13 protein-coding genes are annotated in these 15,329 nt (G+C 72.5%); 4 read left to right on the forward strand and 9 right to left on the reverse strand.

Annotated features, from left to right (window positions below):
* The first annotated feature begins 28 nt into the window (after positions 1-28).
* Both ACFVU2_RS02625 and ACFVU2_RS02630 read left to right on the forward strand, forming a co-directional pair.
* Complete coding sequence (locus tag ACFVU2_RS02625; RefSeq protein WP_387870603.1) at positions 29-511, forward strand: MarR family winged helix-turn-helix transcriptional regulator; 483 nt, start codon at positions 29-31, stop codon at positions 509-511.
* A 78-nt stretch (positions 512-589) separates the two neighbouring features.
* Entirely contained in the window at positions 590-2,005 is a 1,416-nt protein-coding gene (locus tag ACFVU2_RS02630; protein ID WP_387870606.1) for an MATE family efflux transporter, read from the forward strand.
* A 5-nt stretch (positions 2,006-2,010) separates the two neighbouring features.
* Here the strand turns inward: ACFVU2_RS02630 and ACFVU2_RS02635 are convergent, their stop codons facing one another.
* Positions 2,011-2,892: a L,D-transpeptidase family protein gene (locus ACFVU2_RS02635; RefSeq protein ID WP_387870607.1), complete on the reverse strand. Its 882-nt coding sequence runs from the start codon at positions 2,890-2,892 to the stop codon at positions 2,011-2,013.
* A gap of 83 nt (positions 2,893-2,975) precedes the next feature.
* A complete protein-coding gene (locus ACFVU2_RS02640) occupies positions 2,976-3,773 on the reverse strand; it encodes a hypothetical protein (protein WP_387870610.1) in 798 nt (265 codons plus the stop codon).
* Between the two features lie 384 nt (positions 3,774-4,157).
* On the opposite strand from ACFVU2_RS02640, the gene ACFVU2_RS02645 reads away from it, so the two are divergent.
* Entirely contained in the window at positions 4,158-6,050 is a 1,893-nt protein-coding gene (locus tag ACFVU2_RS02645; protein WP_387870613.1) for an Ig-like domain-containing protein, read from the forward strand.
* 170 nt (positions 6,051-6,220) lie between these two features.
* Here ACFVU2_RS02645 and ACFVU2_RS02650 read toward each other — a convergent pair whose 3' ends face one another.
* Positions 6,221-7,114: a LysR substrate-binding domain-containing protein gene (locus tag ACFVU2_RS02650; RefSeq protein ID WP_387870616.1), complete on the reverse strand. Its 894-nt coding sequence runs from the start codon at positions 7,112-7,114 to the stop codon at positions 6,221-6,223.
* Positions 7,115-7,236: 122 nt separating this feature from the next.
* Here ACFVU2_RS02650 and ACFVU2_RS02655 point away from each other — a divergent pair, with 122 nt between their 5' ends.
* Positions 7,237-8,184 carry an NAD(P)-dependent oxidoreductase gene (locus ACFVU2_RS02655; RefSeq protein ID WP_387870618.1) on the forward strand — a complete coding sequence of 316 codons (948 nt, stop codon included), beginning with the start codon at positions 7,237-7,239 and terminating at the stop codon, positions 8,182-8,184.
* On the opposite strand, the gene ACFVU2_RS02660 is transcribed toward ACFVU2_RS02655, so the two are convergent.
* The 6 genes from ACFVU2_RS02660 to ACFVU2_RS02685 form a co-directional block, all read right to left on the reverse strand.
* Positions 8,093-8,932: an AraC family transcriptional regulator gene (locus tag ACFVU2_RS02660; protein WP_387870621.1), complete on the reverse strand. Its 840-nt coding sequence runs from the start codon at positions 8,930-8,932 to the stop codon at positions 8,093-8,095. The two genes, ACFVU2_RS02655 and ACFVU2_RS02660, sit on opposite strands and share 92 nt — an antisense overlap.
* A 40-nt stretch (positions 8,933-8,972) precedes the next feature.
* Positions 8,973-10,226, reverse strand: a complete 1,254-nt coding sequence (locus ACFVU2_RS02665; RefSeq protein WP_387870624.1) for an MFS transporter — start codon at positions 10,224-10,226, stop codon at positions 8,973-8,975.
* Positions 10,223-10,999, reverse strand: a complete 777-nt coding sequence (locus tag ACFVU2_RS02670; protein WP_387870627.1) for a FadR/GntR family transcriptional regulator — start codon at positions 10,997-10,999, stop codon at positions 10,223-10,225. The genes ACFVU2_RS02665 and ACFVU2_RS02670 overlap by 4 nt, the downstream gene beginning before the upstream one ends.
* Positions 11,000-11,065: 66 nt before the next feature.
* Positions 11,066-11,881 (reverse strand): hypothetical protein, encoded by an 816-nt coding sequence (locus ACFVU2_RS02675; protein ID WP_387870629.1) that lies wholly within the window; start codon positions 11,879-11,881, stop codon positions 11,066-11,068.
* Complete coding sequence (locus ACFVU2_RS02680; protein ID WP_387870632.1) at positions 11,878-14,115, reverse strand: TIM-barrel domain-containing protein; 2,238 nt, start codon at positions 14,113-14,115, stop codon at positions 11,878-11,880. The genes ACFVU2_RS02675 and ACFVU2_RS02680 overlap by 4 nt, the downstream gene beginning before the upstream one ends.
* The gene (locus ACFVU2_RS02685) at positions 14,112-15,254 is read right to left on the reverse strand and encodes a glycoside hydrolase family 15 protein (protein WP_387870635.1); all 1,143 of its coding nucleotides are present in this window, start codon (positions 15,252-15,254) and stop codon (positions 14,112-14,114) included. Before ACFVU2_RS02685 ends, ACFVU2_RS02680 begins: the two co-directional genes overlap by 4 nt.
* Positions 15,255-15,329 lie beyond the last annotated feature (75 nt).

Here is a 15,329-nt window from a genome sequence, read left to right on the forward strand (position 1 = left end):
TAGAGTTCTAATGATTAGAGTTCTAACTATGACATCGAGGACCGAACGGCTGGCCGACCTCCTGCGCACGATCCTGTTCGCGCAGCGGGCCGCCGGGGAGGAGTGGATCCGCCAGAGCGGGCTCACCCGCTCGCAGTCGTTCACCCTCGCCTACCTCGACGAGAACCGGGACCGCGGAGTGATCGCCCGCGAACTGGCCGAGATGTCGGGCACCACGCCGGCCAGCGTCACCAGCCTCCTGCAGGGGCTGGAGGAGCGCGGCTACATCACCCGCGAGTCGTCGCCGACGGACTCTCGGGCGAAGCTCATCCGCATCACCCCGGAGGGCACCCAGGTCGTCACCGGATTCGACGACGTCATGACCGCCGCGCAGGAGCGCATCTTCGCGGTGCTCGACGACGCCGACCAGGACGCCCTCATCGCCCTCCTCCAGCCGCTCGCCGACTCCGTCGTGGAGGCGGGCGACGCCCCGCCGCCGAGCGCCACCGAGCTCAACCGCCGCCGCCGCTAGACCGGCCGCCGCCTTCGACGGCACCCTCCTCAGATCACCCCAGGCTTCCCAGCCGTTCACCGGAACGGAGACATCGTCATGTCCTCATCCAACCGCGCCACTCTTTCGTCCGCGCCCATCTGGCGGGCGCTCGTGCACCTCTGCGTGCCCATGATCGCCGCCTTCTCGGTCGGCGCCGTCTACAACATCATCAACGCCGGCTTCGTCGGCGCCCTCCACTCCACCCCGCTGCTCGCGGCCCTGACCTTCTCCCTCCCGGTCTTCGCGCTGGTGATGGCGGTCGGCGGCGTCTTCGGCGTCGGCGGCGGCACGTTCGTGTCGCGCCTCCTCGGCTCGCAGGAGGAGCCCGGCACCGACGTGGAGGCTGCGGCCACCCGGATCAAGCAGGTCTCGTCGTTCACCTTCTGGGGTGCGATCGCCGGCGGCGTCGTCATCGGCGTGCTCGGCGTGATCTTCGCGACCCCCATCGCGATGGCGGTCGGGGCATCGGGGGCATCGCTGGAGCCCACCGCGCTCTACATCGGTGCGATGTTCGCCTTCGCTCCTGTCTACGTCTCGGCCTTCGCGCTCGAACAGCTCGTCCGCGCCGAGGGGGCGGCCGTCGCCTCCATGACCGGCCTGATCGCCTCGACGATCGCCAACCTCGTGTTCGACGTGATCTTCATCCTCGGCCTCGGCTGGGGCGTCCTCGGCGCCGGCATCGCGCTCGGCCTCTCCAACATCGTGACCGTCGCCTACTACGTCTGGTGGCTCACCCGCCGCAGCGAGACCGTCTCGCTCGCCCCGCGCTTCTTCCGCGCCGATCGCGAGATGCTGAGCACGGTGTTCGGCGTCGGCGCGTCCGAGCTGCTGATGTCGTCGTTTCTCATCGTCACCACGCTCGTCATGAACTGGATCGCGATCGGCTACGGCGCGTCCCTGCTCGCCGCCATGGGTGTCGCCCTGCGCATCGCACAGCTGCCCGAGATGATCTGCATGGGCGTCTTCATGGGCGCCATCCCGCTGTTCGCCTACGCGTTCGGCGCCCGCAACGGCGCCCGGCTGCGCAAGGCCATCACCGGCAGCGCGGTCGCCATCGCGGGCATCGTGCTCGTCTTCTCCACGATCGTGTTCCTCTTCCGCGACCAGGTGTTCACCCTCTTCAGTGCCGACCCGTCGGTCATCGAGGACGGCACGCTCATCCTGACCGCGATGCTCGTCTCGACCCTGTTCAACGGCTTCACCGGCCTGATCATCGCCGTCTTCCAGGCCACGGAGCAGATGCGCAACGCGACGATCATGTCCGTCGCCCAGGGCATCCTCTTCATCCCCGTGGTGCTCATCGGCAACGCGGTGTTCGGGATCACCGGCGTGATCTGGGCGATGACGGTGACCGAGCTGCTCGTCCTCGCTCTCGGCGCCGCCCTGTTCGCCGCATCGCGCAAGGCCCTGGTCGCCACCCCCGAGCAGGCGGAGGCCGCGCTGGCCACTGCCGAGGAGGCGGTCGCCGCCTGAGGCGGTCACCCCTCGATCGCGACGAGCGATCCGAGGGGCAGGGCGTTCACGGCGGCGAGCGCGTCGGCGGACACGCGGATGCAGCCGTGCGAGACGGCGCCGCTGCTCTGCTCGAAGTAGTGGATGCCGATCAGGCCGCCGTCCGCTCCCCCGAACGGCTCGTCGGCCGCCGTGGCGTGCAACGTCGTGAGCTGGATGGGGTGGACGGCCTGGCCCTGGTCGGCATCCGTGTATCGCGCCTGCAGGTACCCGGTGACGCCGGTGGGGGTCGGGGTCTCGTCGGTGCCGACGCCCACCGGCCACGAGGCGGCGACGGATCCGGAGGCGTCGAGGATGCTCAGCGTCTGCTCCCCGACCGAGATCAGCACCGACTTCGCGAGGGTCGTCGAACCGGCCAGGCTCGCTGCGGGCATCCAAGCCACCGTCTGCGCCGGAGCCGAGGGTTCGCCCGCGGCGACCTGCGACGGCAGCACCTGCCGCGCGGGGGTGAGGACGAGGGCCCACGGTCCATCGAGCTCGAGGGGAACGACCACGGTGCGCTGGCCACGGAAATCGGTGGAGGGGATGCGGGCGACGGGCGTGACGCGGTCGGCGGCGAAGAGCGGGGTATCGAACATCACACGGTGCGCCGTCGACGCGGTGAGCTTTCCGGCCGGGGCGGGCTGGAGTCCGGGGATCGCGGCGTCGTACACCGCCGCGGGGAGATCGGCGATCTCGGATCGCGTCAGAGCCGGCACCGGGGGCGCGGTCGAGGCGGCCTCGGTCGGAACGGCCGTGCCGGTCGACGAGGGCTTGGGGGCCTGCACGGAGTCCGGTTGCGCGCACCCCGCCAGGCCGAGGACGGTCGCGACGCACGCGGCGACGATGAGGGCTCGGGGCTTCGGCATGGATGCTCTCCCTGTGATCCGGGCTGGTGGAACGGAGACGGCCGGCGGCACCAGGAGGTGCCGCCGGCCGGAGATGCCGAAGGTCAGCCGGCGACGCGCGGGCTGCTGGTCGCGACACCGGCCGGCGTCACGGCGGCCGGAGTGGTCTCGTCTTCGATGACGCCGCCCAGGTCGATGGTCGGGCCGGTCACCTCGATGCTGATCGACTGCGAGAGCCCCGAGTCCGCGCCGACGAGCGTGAACCCGATGGTCCCGGCGTCCACGGTCCCCGCGACGATCGTCCAGCTGAACGCGACGGAGCCGAAGCGGTCCGCGGGGTCGGTGTGCGTGAACGTGTGGCCGTTGTAGACGATCGTCGTGGTGACGTTCTCGCCAGGGGTGTAGCCGCCGGCCCACACGATGGCGCCCACGTTCTCGTCCGCGAGCTCGGCCGTCGTGATCGTGGACGCGTCCGTCCAGATGCCCGTGGGGGCGAGGAGAGTCAGCGGCACCTCGGCGGCGGTGTTGCCCGAGCCGTCGGTGGCGACGACCGCGAGGTAGCCGAGATCGATGTCCGCCGACTCGGGCAGCCACGCGCGGACGCCGGGCGTCCAGTCCGTCGTGATGGCGCCGGTGTCGTCGCTCGAGACGATCGCGCTGTCGAGCTCGGTCGTGCCGCCCGGCTCGACGTCCACGAGGGAGACGGTCACGTCTGCGCTCGGGTCGAAGCCGGAACCGGTGATCGCGAGGCCGGAGCCCCAGTCGTCGAACGTGAACGTCGTCGAGGCGATCGAGATCTCGGCGCCGGCCGCATTGGCGGGCACCGCCGTGAGGGACAGAGCACCGGCGACGGCGACAGCGCCGAGAATGGACGCGGCGCGCACCTTGGTGGTGGAAAGCATGGGACTCCCTGACTGGTGAGGTGGGATGGGCGAGGTCGCCCACAGGCGAATCTAGGAGAACCCCTGCTATGTGAATCGGCATCCCGCCTCGATTTACGTACCGTAAAGACTTCTTTCAGTAGAAGAGTTCCTGTCGTACGTACGCCAGCACACGGACTGTCTCTCCCCCGGACTGGGGAGGGCCGGATCTTGACACCGGCACCCCCGTTCTGATCACCGGCGGCTTGTTTATTTGCTCGCCGTAAACGTTGTGTTACCAGTCCGTTTCCGCACCCCCGACAGCCGGTGCGGTACCTCTAGCCTCCTTATCTGAGAGACCGTTCAGCCCGGCTCTCGTGCTCCTCCTCGCCGCCCTCGTCCACGACCTATGCGGACGTCCGCACCATGGCGAGCCAGCCCGCGTCCAAGACGTCCCTCGTCACCGACTTCACCGAGACCAGCTCGCTCGTGCGGGTCTCGGGAGGGGCGACGGCCGCGGTCTGCACCAACCTGACCGGGCGCACCGTTCCGCAGTCGCTGCCCTTCTGCGCGACCACGAAGGCGTCCGCCCAGGTGCCTCACTGGACCCCCGGCTCGTTCGCCCCGAACGTCCCCGAGTTCCCGGTGACCCGGTTCCTCTGGACCGGGGCGTCCACCACGGACCCGGCGGTCCCGAGCACCGGCGAGCTGCGGGTGACCGTGCCGGCGAAGTACCGTGACGTGTCGCGCCAGTCGCAGCTCACGCTGAAGACGGCTCCGGATGAAGCCGTGCAGAACGGCACCGACTTCCGCATCACGGTCGTCGACGGAGCGGGCAAGTCGTTCGCCGTCGCCGCCTCGGCGGTGAACCCGCTCGCGGTGAACCGGATGCCGGGCGGTACGAACACCACGCTCAACAAGGTCGTCCTGCAGCAGCTGACGATCCCGACCTCGACCATCACCGGCATCGATCTGACCGACGTGCGCGAGGTGCGCCTCACCGCGGCGGTCGGCGCCGACGGCACCGGCACGGGCGGCGTGTACCTGTCCGACCTGGCCTTCGACACCCCGTCCGTCGGCACCGCCGTCGTGCAGACCCGCACCACGGTGAACGTCGCACCGACGACGGTCGAGGAGGGCAACGGACCCGGCACCGCCGACGTCGCGGTCTACCTCAACCGCGCCGAGAAGTCCGCGGTCACCGCGTACGTCTCCGTCATCGGCACCGCGACCGGCCTGGTCGGGATCGGGATGGAGAAGGTGGCCTTCGCCCCCGGCGAGACCTGCAAGGCCGTCACCGTGCCCACCCTCGGCAACTCCGCCGCCTCGGCCTCGCCGAGCTCGGCATTCAAGGTCAGCGTGACGAACAGCACGAACGCCGTGATGGGTGCGAGCGCCTTCGCCAACCTCACCGTCCGCGAGGACGACGGGGTCACCGGAACCGTTCCCGCGCTCGCCCCGGTCGGGGTGCAGGGCGACGTGTGCGCCGAGCTGGCCGCCGCGACCACCGCGGTCCCGCTGGAGACCTTGGCCGGGGATGTCGCTCCCGGCGGCGTCTTCACCCTCCGCGCGACCGGCTACCGCGCCGGGGAGACGGTGTCGTTCCGGTACGGCACGACCGACCTCGGCACGAAGGTCGCCGACGCCGACGGCACCGCGTCGGTCGACGTCGCGATCGCGGAGGAGGCCGACCTCGGCCCCGCCGACGCGACGGCGACCGGCTCGGGCTCGGGCCGCGTCGCCACGGTGACGGTCTCGGTGCTCGCGCCGACGGAGACGACCCTCACCGCGTCGCCCGAGAAGCCGACGGCCGGTGAGAAGGTCACGTTCACCGCGACGGTCACCGGGCAGGACACCGCGGGGACTGTGACCTTCTTCGACGCCGGCGCACCGGTCGACGTGCTGACCCCCGCCCCGGCGCTCTCGGCGAAGGCCTCGACGTCGGCAGCGGTCGACGCCGATGCCCCGGTCGTCCTGGGCGAGGTCGAGATCGTCGACGGCGTCGCGACGCTGACGCTGGCCTCCGGGCTCTCGGCGGGTGACCACGCCGTCACGGCGTCGTTCGCCCGCACCGCGACGGCGAGTGCCTCCGTCTCGGACCCGATCACGGTGACCGTCGCTCCCGCGGCGTCCACCGGTGGCCCGGGGGCCGGCGGGGACGGCTCGTCGGGCTCCGGGAGCGGAACGGCCGCGACCGGTTCCGACGCGCTGGCCGCGACCGGATCGGCGATCGGGCTCTGGCTGCTGGCGGGTCTGACGGTCCTCCTCGCTGGCGGCGGCCTGGTGCTGGTCTCGCGCCGGCGCCGCACCGCCGAGTGACGCCGACCCCGGCGTGACGACAGGGCGCCGCATCCCTCGGGCGGGATGCGGCGCCCTCGCGCGTGATCGGAGCAGCGCGACCTTCGAGGTTCACGTTGTGGCGCCTTCCGGGAGTGGAATAGGCACCACGACGCGAACCTCGGTGGGGCCCGCCGAGCGGCGAGCGCCTCTCAGCGGGTGGCGAGGCGCAGGAGCTGCGCGGCAGGCGGCGTCGCCGGCTCGGCACCCGAACGCCAGACGGCGGTGAGGGGGCGGATGACACGCAGGTCGCGCACGCGCACCTGCACGAGCGCGACCCGCTCCAGCTGATCGCGGACGGCCAGGATGCTGAGCGCCGCCGGTCCCGCTCCCGCCGCCACGGCCGAGCGGATGGCGCTGGTCGTGGAGAGCTCCAGCGCCGGCTCGAGCGGGGTCAGCCCCTTCTCGGCGAGCGCGCGCTCGAGGGCCAGCCTGGTCCCGGACCCCGTCTCCCGCGCGACGAGGGGCGCTGCGGCCAGCTCTTCCGCCGTCACTCCGGAGCGGCGCCGTGACCACGGGTGCCCCGGCGCCACGACGACCACGAGCTCGTCGGACGCGATCGCGCGGTGCGCGAGCCCGGCCGGGAGGTCGGGAGTCTCGATGAAGCCGAGGTCGGCGTCGCCGCTGCGCACGGCCTCCACCACGGCCACGCTGTTCGCGGCCGTCAGCTCGATGCGGATGCCGGGCTCGGCGGCACGCAGCGCCGTGAGCCACGCGGGGGCGAGATGCTCGGCGACGGTCATGCTCGCCGCGACGCGCACACTCCCGGCGGAGGCGGGTCGCAGCGCCCGCGCCGCCGAGGCGAACCGCTCGACGGCGGCGAGCAGGTCGGTCGCCCATTCGACGACGAGCGCACCCTCGTCGGTGGTCCGCGTGCCGTGCGAGGTGCGCGCGAGGAGCGGGAGGCCGAGTTCGCGCTCGAGGGCGGCCATGCGGGCCGAGGCGGCCTGCTGCGAGACCCCTGCCGCGCGGGCCGCCGCGGAGAGACTCCCCGCCGACGCGACGCCGACGAGCAGCCGGAGGCTGTCGAGATCGGGTTCGCTCATACGGCTCCAGACACAAAGGACGGTTGTGGCGTCTCCACCGTAGACCCGCAGAGGCCACGAGCCGCCCGCGCGGCGCACATCCGTTCAAGACCCGGGTCGCCCGCGGGCGCGATCCTGAGACCATGCACGTGGACACCGCTTCCCCCGTCGGCTTCGCCGGCCTCGGGATCATGGGCCGGCCGATGGCGTCGAACCTGCTGGCCGCCGGCGTCGATCTGGTCGTCTGGAACCGCTCGCCCGGTCCCGCCGCCGAGCTCGCCGGGCTCGGCGCCACGGTCGCCCGGAATGTCGACGACCTGTTCGCGCGCTGCCGCACGATCATCCTGATGCTCGCGACGGAGGCGGCGATCGACGGGGTGCTCGACCGCGGCGGCTCCGGCTTCGGCATGCGCGTCGCAGGCCGCATCATCGTGCAGATGGGCACCGTCGCGCCCGACTACTCGCAGGCGCTGGCCGACGACATCGCCGCCGCAGGCGGGTCGTACGTCGAGGCCCCGGTCTCCGGCTCCCGCATCCCGGCGGAAGAGGGCACCCTCGTCGCGATGCTCGCCGGCCCGGACGACGCGGTGGCCGCGGTCGCACTACTCGTCGACGCGATGTGCGCCCAGCGCTTCGCGTGCGGCGCGGTGCCCGGGGCGATCACGATGAAGCTCGCGGTCAACACCTTCCTGATCACGATGGTGACCGGCCTCGCCGAGGCGTTCCACTTCGCCGAGTCGACCGGAGGGGATGTGCGCGTGCTGCGGGAGGTGCTCGACGCGGGCCCGATGGCCTCGGCGGTGTCACGCGGCAAGGCGGCCAAGCTCGTCGACGGCGATTTCTCGCCGCAGGCGGCGATCGCGGACGTGCTCAAGAACGCGACCCTGATCGAGGATGCCGCTCTCGCGGCCGGCTCGGCGCATCCGCTCATCGGAGCGTGCCGCGAGCTGTTCGCCGAGACCGCCGCCGAGCACGCCGATCAGGACATGGCCGCCGTGATCACCGCCCTGCGAGGACGGCGTCGCGCCAGCGGCCGGGAGACACCCCCTGGGTCTCCCGGAACACCCGCGTCAGGTGCGCCTGGTCGCTGAACCCTGCCGCGGCCGCGGTGTCGGCGAGCGCCCACCCGTCGGCGAGCATCCGGCGCGCTGCCCGGACGCGGCTGGCCGAGCGGTAGCGGCTCGGGCTCGTGCCGAGCGCGGTGGAGAACTGCCGGGCCAGTTCCCAGCGGCTGAGCCCCGAGAGCCCCTCCAGCTGCGCGGCGTTCCAGCCGGACTCCGGTTCGTCCCGGAGCGCTCGTGCGACCCGCATCACGGCGGGGAGGTCCACCCGCTTCGACCAGGACGGCGACGGCCCTCCCGCCGCCGTCACGAGCACGCGGGCCAGCGCTGCCACGATCTCCGCCTCCTGCAGATCGTCGCCCGCGGCCGACCAGCGCGCCACCGTGTCCGCGCCGGGGAGCGGGAGCCGATCGGGCCGGGCGATCGGATCCGTCACGAAGGGGAGCCCGCGCACTCCCCCCGCCTCCCGGATCGCCGCCGGGTCGACGTAGAAGATCCGGTAGGCGATGCCGTGCGCGTCGCCGGGCATCCCGTCGTGCAGCTCGCCCGGGTGCAGGATGTGCCACTGACCGGCGAGCCCCGCGTGGTGCTCGCCGCGATAGTAGAAGCGCTGCACGCCGGAGAGGGTCACGCCGATCCCGTAGGTCTCGTGGCGGTGCCGCGCGAATCCGACGCCGTCGAGCGTGACGTCCCACGTCTCCACGGCGTCGCCGGCCGACCGCTGACGGAAGCCGAAGCCCGCCGGCGCCGGCGCCCCGCTCGACGGCCCTTCGCTCATGGTGCAGCGAGCCTACGCGATGACCGGCCCGGGAGGGGCGTCAGCCGCCGATCACCCGCGCCCGGCCGGCGAGGTAGCCGAAGACGGCCAGCACCGCGAGGAGCCCGACGAGGACGGCCAGCGCGGGCGTCCACGAGCCCGTCGCGTCGTGCAGGGCGCCCGCCGCGATGGGGCCGGCCGCTGCCAGCACGTAGCCGACGCACTGCGCCATGCCCGACAGGGCCGCGGCCTGGTCGTGGTGGCGGGTGCGCAGCCCGAAGAACGAGAGCGCCAGCACGATGCTCGATCCGCCGGCGAGGCCGGCCATGCTCGCCCACACGCCGCCCAGCTGCGGGGCGAGCAGCACGCCGAGCGCGGCGAGCGCGAAGAGCGTCGGTCCCGCGACGGCCAAAAGTCGCTGATCGCGGAAGCGTGGGATGAGCGTCGATGCGAGCAGGCTGCCACCGATGCCGAAGGCGTTGAGCAGCAGTTGGTGCACTCCTGCCGCCGCGGCATCCACGCCGGCCGCGCCCTCGATCGACGGCAGCCAGGTGATGAAGACGTAGAAGCCGATCGACTGCAGCCCCATGAAGGCGGTCACCTGCCAGCCGATGGCCGTGCCCCAGGGCGACGGACCGGAGGGTGCGGGATGGTGCGGTTCGGGCAGCGCGACGTCGTCCTCCGCCGCCGCCGGAACGACAGTGCGACGGCGCAGCTGGGGCAGCATGACGGCGAGGGCGATGAGGGCGAGACCCGCCCACATCCCGAGCGGAAGGCGCCAGCCCCACGCGGTGAGGGCGGCGACCGGTACCGCGGCACCCGCCGCGAGCGCGGCGAAGGAGGCCTGCACGGCCGAGTACGCGCCGGTGACCTGCCCGATGCGGGTCGGGAAGTCGCGCTTCACGAGAGCGGGGAGCACGACGTTCAGGATCGCGATGGCGACACCGAGCAGTGCCGTCCCGATCCACAGCAGGGGCAGCCCGGGGAGCGATCGCACGACGAGCCCGACGGCGAGCCCGGCGAGTGCGACGCCGAGTGCGCGTTCGAGGCCGATGCGGCGGGCGAGCGCCGGGGCGAACGGCGACACGAACGCGAAGGCGAGCAGCGGGAGGCTGATCAGGATGGACGCCGTCAGCGACGACAGTCCCAGATCGTGCTGCAGCTCGGCGAGCACCGGACCGACGGTCGTGATTCCCGCGCGGAGGTTGCCTGCCACGAGCAGCAGGCCCGCGATGACGAGGGCGGGGCGGAGGGGGCGGGCGGCCGACGTGCGCACGGAGGGCTGAGCGGCGGTCGGACGGGTCTCGGTGCTCATCGGGCGGACTCCTCGTCCTGGTCGGGGGCGGGGAGGGAGCCGACCGGTTCCGTGGGCTCCATCTCCGTCGCTTCCGGCTCGAAGCCGGCCTGCTCGTGCGCAGCGTGCACCATCCGCTCGGCCGCGGCGGCGGCGGCCTCCGGATCGCGGGCCGCGATCGCCGCCACCAGTTCGACGTGGGTCGCGTCGATCCGGGCGATGTCGGCGGCGAGCGCCGCGAGGTCGACCTCCGGCGAGTCCAGGTGCAGGAGCGCCTGGTCGTTCCCGCCCGCGCCGCGGTAGAGCTCGGCGAGCAGGACATTGCCCGACGCCTCGAAGACCGCCCGATGGAACCGGCGGTCCGCTTCGGCGTAGGCCGGCGCGTCGCCGGTGGCGAGAGCGGCTGCCCGCGCGGCCAGGGCCTCGGCGAGCACCTCCCGCTGCCCCGGCGTCGCCCGGACCGCGGCCAGCCGAGCGCCCTCGCGCTCCAGCAGCAGCCGCACCTCGAGCACGTCCGCGATGCGGTCGTGCTCGAGACGGCGGGCCAGCGCGGGGGCCAGGTCGCTGGTCGCCACGACGAACGTGCCGTAGCCGGCGCGGGCGCCGAGCATGCCGGCGTGGACGAGCGAGCGGACGGCCTCCCGCACGCACCCGCGGCTGACGTCGAACTCCTGCGCGAGGTCGACCTCGGTGGGCAGCAGGGTGCCGACCGGGAACTCACCATCGGCGATGCGCTGGCGGAGCTGGATGGCGATGCGCTCGGAGAGCGGCACGTTCGGAGCGAGACGAGGCATGTCCGCCACGCTAGCAGCAAATGACCAAATGTCGGACAAAGTTTGCCGAAGCGGCAAACCGGGTCTCTACTCGCCCTGCGCCACCATCCATCCAAGGCGCCGCCGAACCGCGCGGACAGCCTCGGACGGCCAGCCCGGCCACCCCGGGGCGAGGAACTCCTCGGCGAGATCGAGGATGCCGCGGGCCGCGGCCTCGGGTTCGCGGGCGAGCACCTCGGCGAGCCGCGCCGACTCCCGGGGGAGGACGGCCTCGATTCGGCGCCGACCGTCGAAGCCATCCGGATGTGCCGCCCCCGGCGTTCGCACGATCAGCAGATCGATGAGCGTGAGGGCGGCCTCCGACCGGATGACGTCCCCTCCGCTCAGAGCCTCGCCGCGCCGCACTCGCCCCACTCCTACGAGAAGCTCGACCAGAAGTACGACGGCCGCCGTTTCCGCCCCGGCCACGACGCGCAGACGTGTGGCGAGACGAGCGGCATCGAGAGCAGGAGTCACGACTCCCGTGTCGTAGACGATCGCGGCACGGGTCACGGGGAAGCTCTCGAAGCCCGCAGGATCCGTCACAGCGAACTCGAGGACCCGCCCGTCGGCGAAGAGCGCCGTGAAGCCGTCATGCCATTCGCGAGCGACCGCGACGATCTCGGCGGAGTCTGGCAGCCAGGCCGGATCCTCGCGCAGCTCATCCACGGACCCCGGTGTCGCGAGCACCGCGATGTCGTGATCGGACCACGCGTCGATTCGCTCCCTTTCGGCGCCGGAGCCGAGCAGCACGACCCCGAGCACGCGGGCGTCGTCACGGGCCCATGCCACCAGGCGCCGCGTGTAGGCGTCGAACGCCTCGATCGGCCCCACGGCGCTTCCGGGCGCCGTCGTCCCGGTCACCGAACGCCCCGGAACACCTCGATCAGCTCGGCCGGCGCTCCCTCCGCTGCGAAGACCGGGATCCGGTCGATCGGTGTCGCCGCGTCGATGCGCGTGCCGCCCTCGTGCGTGTCACCCGTCCAGACGTCCGTCCAACGCCCGTCCGGCAGGTAGACCGGCCAGGTGCCGGCGCCCTCGGCGAGCACAGGGGCGACGAGGAGGTCGGAGCCGAGCATCCACTGCGGCTCGGTGCGCCATACCTCGGCATCGTGCGGATGATCGAAGTAGAGCGGGCGCATGAGAGGGGAGTCGGTACGGACCGACACGGCCGCCTGCTCCCGCAGGTAGGGCACGAGGCGCTCGCGGAGCCCGACGAGGCTGCGGACGATCGGGAGGACCCGTTCGTCGCCGGTGCGCTCCGCGATGTTCCACGGGGTCCGGTCGCGCGACGGCGAGCGGTGGTGGTTGAACTCGGAGTGGTACTGCATGATCGGCACGAACACGCTTGCGGCCATGGACCGCAGGTAGAGTTCGGCGGTCGGGATGTCGCCCGAGAACCCGGCAATGTCCCACCCCCAGTAGACGATTCCGCTCGCCGCTGCGGAGAGGCCCGCGTTCATCGACCAGCGGAAGGCGTCCCAGGTGGAGTTCTCGTCCCCGGCCCAGAACGCCCCGTGCGCCTGGGAACCCGTGAAACCGGCCCTGCTGAACGTGACGGGCGCCTTGCCGGCCGAGCGCAGCAGCTCGCCGTACGCGGCGGCGTATGCCACCGGGAAGGTGTTGTTCTTCTCGTCGCCGAGGCGCCCGTCGAGGTAGAGGAGCTCGGCGCCCCAGGCGTGCTCTCCGCCGTCGGTCTTGAAGCCGTCGACCCCGACCTCTTCGACCAGGTACCGTCGCTTCTCGGTCCACCAGCGTGCCGCCCGCTCATCGGTGAGATCGGGCATGAGGGAGAGCGGAAACCACCAACCGCGGTTGCGATAAGGCCGCGGACGCCCCGACGGGGAGGGCTCGCGAATGAGCACGTCCTCCCGGATCGCGGCCTCGGCGTCCGCTGCAGCCTGTCCGGCCGGGTGCGGGCGCATCTTGAGCAACGGGATCTGCCACAGGTGCAGGCGGATGTCGCGCGCGTGAAGCTCGTCGGTCATGACCTTCGGGTCGGGCCACGCGCCGTCGGCCGGGAATTCGAAGTCTGAGAGCCGGTGCGGAGCGCCGTCGTCCGTCACGGTGTACCGGGCGTCGCGGAAGGCGGTGAACGTGCTCTCGTCGCTCCACGCCTCGATCACGACCGACCCGACCGGGATTCCGTGCTCGCGGTGGAGGTCCATCTGACGCATGACCTCGGCCTGCGTGTTCCACTCGTTGCCACTCGCCCACAGCCGGAACACCCAGTCCGGCAGCTCTTCGGCGCGGCCGGCCCCGTCGAGGAATCCGCTCAGCACCTCGACCGGCGATCCGTCGAAGAACCGCACCGGGAGCACGCCGTCCGGTCCGGTCTCGGCTTCGATCGTCGCCACGCCCGTCTCGGCCTCGCCGAAGTCGAACCAGACGCGACGGGACGTGTCGACGTGGAATCCCCACCCCGTGCCGCCCACCACGTGCGCGAACGGCATCGGCAGGTAGGTCTTCCGCTCGGCGCCCTGGCTCTTGTACTGCTCGAAGACGACGGAGTCGAGGGAGGCGCCGGCATGGTCGAGGGCATCGAACCGCTCGCCGAGACCGGTGACGTGCTCCCCCGCGCCCAGCGGCATCGCGAACCGCGCCCGGTGGATGCGCTCTCCGTCGTCGAACACGGCGATGGACCCGGCGACGACCCGGGAGACCCCCGAGACCACCAGGGCGTCGTCGGCGGAGCGCCAGGCGGCGGCCCGGAACGCGAACCAGCGCGTGCGCTCGGTGCGCCCGTCCTCGTGGACGGCGGTGAACCGGTAGCGATAGGTGGACCCCGCCTCGAGCGTCGGCGTGGTCGTCTGCCAGCCGCCCGCCGCACGCGCCAGTCGCGCCTGCGCCGAGGCGAGGTGCCCGCCGTCGCTGACCCGGCCGCGGGAGGTCGTGGCCACGCGTTCGAGCGGGAGCTCGACGGTCTCGGCGGCGCCGGCATCCGGCGTCCGAATGAGTTCGACCGACACCGCGGTCATCGACGCGTCGGCGCGCACGCCCAGCGTCGCGACGCCCCCGGCCTCGGGGACGACCGGCCAGCGCTGCTCGGTATCGACGGAGTACGGATGGCCGGAGCCGGCGGGGCGGTGGCGGATCATCGGGCGGGTCCTTCCTGGACGAGTTCGGTGACGAGGAGTGCGGGACGGGCGTCGAGCGCCGCCCCCAGGCGCAGGAGCATCGCGTGGCTCCAGAGCAGCGGTGTCGCGACGGGCCCCCAGCGGTCGACCCACTCCTGCTTCATGCGCGGAGCGATCAGGTGACGGTCGACCTGCTCGGGCAGCGCGAGCTCGGCGGTCGCGGTGCTCGCCGCCCACTCGTACAGCTCGGCCGCGCGGTCCCGGTCGCCGGCGGCGAGCTGCGCGAGGCCGAGGAAGCAGCTGAGCAGGGGCCACTGGCCTCCGCCGAAGAAGGTGTCGCCGAGGTAGCGGTGCATCCCCCCGTCGACGGTGAGGTGCCTCTCCAGCAGATCGATGGTGGCCGCACCGAGTCCGGAGCCCGGCTCGACGAACCCGAGCGGCGCGAGGGCAGCGGCGAGGCTGCCGTCGACGGCGGTGCTGCCCAGCCACTTGAGGAGATGTCCGTCCTGGACGCCCTCGGCGACGACGAGCGACCGGATGCCGTCGGCGGCTGCACGGGTGTCGGCCTCGCGTGCCTGGTCGAGGAGGCCCGCGTCGGCGGCGGCGCCGAGGCCGGCCGCCACGCACGCGAGGGTCGAGACGTGCACGTGCTCGCTGTGCTCCTCCCACCAGTCGTAACACGGGCGCTGCCACGAGGCGACGAGGTAGTCGACGGTGAGCTCGACCGCGTCCCGCCACGGCGAGAGATCGGTCCCGTGTCGACGGCCGTGCTCGACCAGGGCCCACAGCCAGGTCCCGTAGCCGTCGAGCTGGAAGTCCCACCATTCGTCCGTGCCGTCGCGGCCGTCGAAGGTGAAGCGCGCCGGCAGCATCCGCGACCCCGTCGGAGGCCGGCCGGCGGCGGTCTCCGCCACGATCCACCGGATGTGGTCGGCCCGCGCGCGCAGCACGCCGGCGCACCAGTCGAAGAACCGCTCGGCCGACGCGGCCTCCCCGGCGGCGGACACGCCGTCGGCGATGAACGCGCCGTCGCGGAACCAGCAGTAGCCGGCGTAGGCGGAGAAGGACGGGCTGGCCGGGTAGGCGCCCTCGGGCGTCTGCAGGCCGGTGATCAGAGCGAGACTGTGCTCGGCGAGGGGGGATGCGGTATAGCGGGGCACGAGAGGCTCTTCCGTCGTCGGGGCGGTGTTCGGAGTGGGTCGGAGGCGGATCGGCCGCGCCCTCCGCGGGAAGGC

This window comes from Leifsonia sp. NPDC058194, from assembly GCF_042883605.1.
Lineage (GTDB): Bacteria > Actinomycetota > Actinomycetes > Actinomycetales > Microbacteriaceae > Leifsonia.

Coding starts and splice junctions, on each gene's coding strand:
- ACFVU2_RS02680 (WP_387870632.1), bottom strand. CDS start 14,115: ATGATCCGCCACCGCCCCGCCGGCTCCGGCCATCCGTACTCCGTCGAT.
- ACFVU2_RS02655 (WP_387870618.1), top strand. CDS start 7,237: ATGCACGTGGACACCGCTTCCCCCGTCGGCTTCGCCGGCCTCGGGATC.
- ACFVU2_RS02660 (WP_387870621.1), bottom strand. CDS start 8,932: ATGAGCGAAGGGCCGTCGAGCGGGGCGCCGGCGCCGGCGGGCTTCGGC.
- ACFVU2_RS02670 (WP_387870627.1), bottom strand. CDS start 10,999: ATGCCTCGTCTCGCTCCGAACGTGCCGCTCTCCGAGCGCATCGCCATC.
- ACFVU2_RS02650 (WP_387870616.1), bottom strand. CDS start 7,114: ATGAGCGAACCCGATCTCGACAGCCTCCGGCTGCTCGTCGGCGTCGCG.
- ACFVU2_RS02640 (WP_387870610.1), bottom strand. CDS start 3,773: ATGCTTTCCACCACCAAGGTGCGCGCCGCGTCCATTCTCGGCGCTGTC.
- ACFVU2_RS02625 (WP_387870603.1), top strand. CDS start 29: ATGACATCGAGGACCGAACGGCTGGCCGACCTCCTGCGCACGATCCTG.
- ACFVU2_RS02665 (WP_387870624.1), bottom strand. CDS start 10,226: ATGAGCACCGAGACCCGTCCGACCGCCGCTCAGCCCTCCGTGCGCACG.
- ACFVU2_RS02635 (WP_387870607.1), bottom strand. CDS start 2,892: ATGCCGAAGCCCCGAGCCCTCATCGTCGCCGCGTGCGTCGCGACCGTC.
- ACFVU2_RS02630 (WP_387870606.1), top strand. CDS start 590: ATGTCCTCATCCAACCGCGCCACTCTTTCGTCCGCGCCCATCTGGCGG.
- ACFVU2_RS02645 (WP_387870613.1), top strand. CDS start 4,158: ATGGCGAGCCAGCCCGCGTCCAAGACGTCCCTCGTCACCGACTTCACC.